Genomic DNA, 3782 nt, shown 5'->3' with positions numbered 1-3782 from the left:
CACCGCCGCAATCGAGCGCTGCACCAACAACGCCACCACATCGCCAGGCCCCACCCCAGCGTCGGCCAGCACCCCGGCAAGCCGATCCGCGGCAGCATCGAGCTCCCGGTACGTCAGCCGCTGATCGCCACACGCCACCGCAATCGCCTCAGGACTACGCCGCACCTGAACCGCAAACAACTCCGGTATCGATGCCCACCCCGGCCCCACACCCGCCAACACCCCACGATTACCGATCGCATCCAACTGAGCACGCTCGGCCTCATCGAGCACCTCAACCGAGGACAACCGCCGCTGCGGATCCGCAACCATCGCGACCAGCACCCGCTCGAGCCGGTCGATAAGACTGCAGATACTGGCGTCATCGAACACATCGGTCGCGAATTCGACACGAAACCCGAGTTCCCGGCCCGGCAGGGCCTGCAGGACGAGGGGGTAGTGAGTGGATTCGCGGCCGGTCATCTCGGTGATAGTCAGGTCATTGCCGTCGAGCAGCGCTGCGGTGTCGATCGGAAAGTTTTCGTAAACGAATAAGGTGTCGAACAGCCTGTCGTGGCCGGTGACGCGGTGGATGTCGGTCAGCGATAGGTGTTGGTGCTCCAGCGTGTCGTGATAGTTCTGTTGCAGTTGGGCTAACAGTTGCGCAGTAGTGGTGGTCGCGGTAAGGGTGGCGCGCACCGGCACCGTATTAATGAAGAGGCCGACCATCGACTCCACCCCGGCCAATTCCGCGGGTCGCCCGGCCACCGTCATCCCGAACACCACATCCTGCTGGCCGGTCAACCAATTCAGCAGGCACGCCCAGCCGGCTTGCAGCACAGTGCTCACGGTGGTGTTGTGCGCACGCGCCATTCGGGTCAGCGCGTCGGTGGTCGCTTCAGACAAGGAGAAGGATTTGACGTCTTTGCTGTTGAGGTCTAACTGGTCGGGCGGGCCGACCAGGGTGGGCGCGGTCAAGCCTGACAGGAGCCTGCCCCACACCGTTCGCGCGCGGTCGTGGTCTCGAGCGGCAAGCCAGCACACGAAGCTGCGGTAGGCGGCCGGGGTGGGCAATGGCTGCATGTCGTAGCTCGCCAAGATCTCGCGCAATAAGATCGGCAGCGACCAACCGTCCAACACGATGTGGTGATTGGTCACCACTAGCCGATACTGCTCCGGCGCTGTGCGGATCAGAGCCGCACGAAAAGGCGACTTGTGGGCCAGATCCGCCACTGCGACACGTTCATCGGCACATATTTGCTGGATATGTTCGTCCTGGCCCTCTTTGCCAGCCAAGTCGATATACCGCCACCCCACCATGGGATCAGCCAAAATGATCTGCACCGGCTGTGGGAACCGATCGATAACGAACCGGGCCCCGACGTTGGGGTGACGGTTGATCACCGTTTGTACAGCCTCACGCAAACGCTCGCGATCAATTCCGCCGGTCAACCCGATGCTGATTTGCGGCAGGTACGGATCAGTGCTGCCCTGCCTGCAGTCATCCCTGCGCTGAGCGTGGAACAGTAAGCCCTGCTGCAGCGGAGTAAGCGGCAAAATGTCGGCGATTTGGTACTGCCGTTCGAGCTCATCGATCTGTTGTTGGTTCAGCCCAGCAAGGGCAACGTCGCTGGGGGTCAAGCCGCGTCCACCACTCTGTACTTGTGCACAAATACCCTCTAAGGCCTCAAACCAGAGTTGGTTAACCCGAGCGATCTCGGCGCGATCAAGCTTGGAGGACGCCCACGTCCACCTGGCTAATAGCCGCGGGCCGACCTTCGTCTCGACCGTGACCGCGTTGAGGCCGACGGTATGCGTCAGCGACATCGGTATCGCCTCGCGAACCGGATCGCTAAATACCGGCCCCTCACCAGCGATCTGCCACACCTCGTCTGGCTGCGCCGAATCAGTGGCAACGCCCAGACGACCCAGGTAGTTGAAGCCGATCGACGGATCAGGCCCGGCCAGCTCCACCTCGGTGTTCAGATAACGCAGCAAACCATAAGTCAGACCTTCAGGAACGGCTCGGAGCTGCTCTTTGACATCTTTGATCACCGCGCCCAGCGCCGGCGCTCCATCGTGGACCTGCCGCCAATCCAGTCGATTCACCACAAGCGAGACGGGGTATTTGCTGGTGAACCACCCCACCGTGGACGACAGATCAATATCGGGGCCCAGGTCCTCGTCGCGGCCATGACCTTCAACGTCAATTCCGATCGGAACACCGGGCCAACCCAGAAATTCCGTCCACGCCAACCCGAAAGCGATCAATAAGATGTCGTGAACGCCGGCATGAAATGCCGCGGGCACCTCACCTAAGAGTGACCGCGTCGTGTCGACGTCCAGCGACACCGACATCTGCCCGGCACCGACAAACGTATCCACCGTCGGCTCCACCGCCACCAGCACCGGTTCGGCAGCCGCTATGCGTTGCCACGCTGCCAGCTGATCGACCACCGCCGCAGAGCGCGCGTACTCGCCTAGCATTGCGGCCCAGGAGCGAAACGATGTTCCCGCGGTCGGCAACGTAATTGGCTGTCCAGCACGGCGCTGGTCCCACGCCGTATTCAGGTCATCAAGCAAAATCCGCCAGGACACCCCGTCGACGGCCAAATGATGAATAACCAACACCAGCTCGGCCGTCGAGAACACCCATACCGCACTCAGCATCACCCCGGCGGCCGGATTGAGCCGGTGACGGGCGGCCACCAGCACATCATCGGAAAGCGCCGCCACACACTGCACACAGTCATTCGCGTTTACCGATCCCGGTTCGGGCACAGCCAACGACCACCGCCCGTCGGCGGCCTGATAGCCATCGGCCCGCAACCGCAACATGGCGTGGCGATCCAACAGCGCCTGCACCAACGCCACCGCATCGGTATGGTTCACTCCCGCCGGAGCACGCAACACCATCGTCTGGTTGAACTGCTCAACCGAGCCGTCTACGGTTGCCAGCCAGCGCATGATCGGTGTCGGCAAAATCTCACCAACACCCTGATCAATCACGCTGTCGCCCGCGCCGGCCAGCACAGCAACGCGGGCCACCCCAGCCACGGACCGCTCGGCCAAAATATCGCGTGGCCGGCAGATCACACCCGCAGTACGGGCCCGCGCGACCACCTGCATCGACGAAATGCTGTCCCCACCCAGGTCGAAGAAGGAGTCATCGACGCCTACCCGCTCCATGCCGAGGACTTGGGCATAGATCCCGGCCAGGATTTCCTCGGTCGGTGTCGACGGGGCCCGATAACCCTCGGTGCTGACGTACTGGGGAACCGGCAACGCTTTGGTGTCGAGTTTGCCGTTGATCGTTAACGGCAACCGCGCCATCATCACGATCGCGGCGGGCACCATGTATGCCGGCAACACCCCAGCCAGTTGCGTGCGCACACCCACCGGATCCGCAGTCCCGGTGGCATACGCCACCAACCTCGTATCACCGGGACGGTCGTGGCGGGCGATCACCACTGCTTGGTCGATACCCTCGCAACCGGCCAACACCGCGGCGACCTCGGCTGGCTCCACCCGATGCCCTCGGATCTTGACCTGCTCATCAGCACGCCCTAAAAACTCCAGCTGCCCATCGGCACGCCAGCGCACCACATCACCGGTGCGATACATCCGCTGTCCGGCCACCCCATACGGACACGCCACAAACCGCGAACCGGTCAACCCCGCCCGACGCCAATACCCACAACCCACGCCCGCACCAGCCACATACAACTCACCGGCAACTCCTACCGGAACCCGACGCAACCATCCATCGAGCACAAACAGTGCCGCCCCTGCTACCGGGGAAC

Annotated in this window: 1 protein-coding gene; it reads right to left on the bottom strand. The window is 62.7% G+C overall.

Features of this window, described 5'->3' with window-relative positions; translation table 11 throughout:
• Positions 1-3782: condensation domain-containing protein (locus MSIMFI_RS27150; protein WP_191500014.1), on the bottom strand; the 3782-nt coding region annotated here is incomplete at both ends.

This window comes from Mycobacterium simulans, from assembly GCF_900232995.1.
In the GTDB taxonomy this organism is placed as follows: domain Bacteria; phylum Actinomycetota; class Actinomycetes; order Mycobacteriales; family Mycobacteriaceae; genus Mycobacterium; species Mycobacterium simulans.
This window is presented reverse-complemented; position numbering and strand designations above follow the sequence as displayed.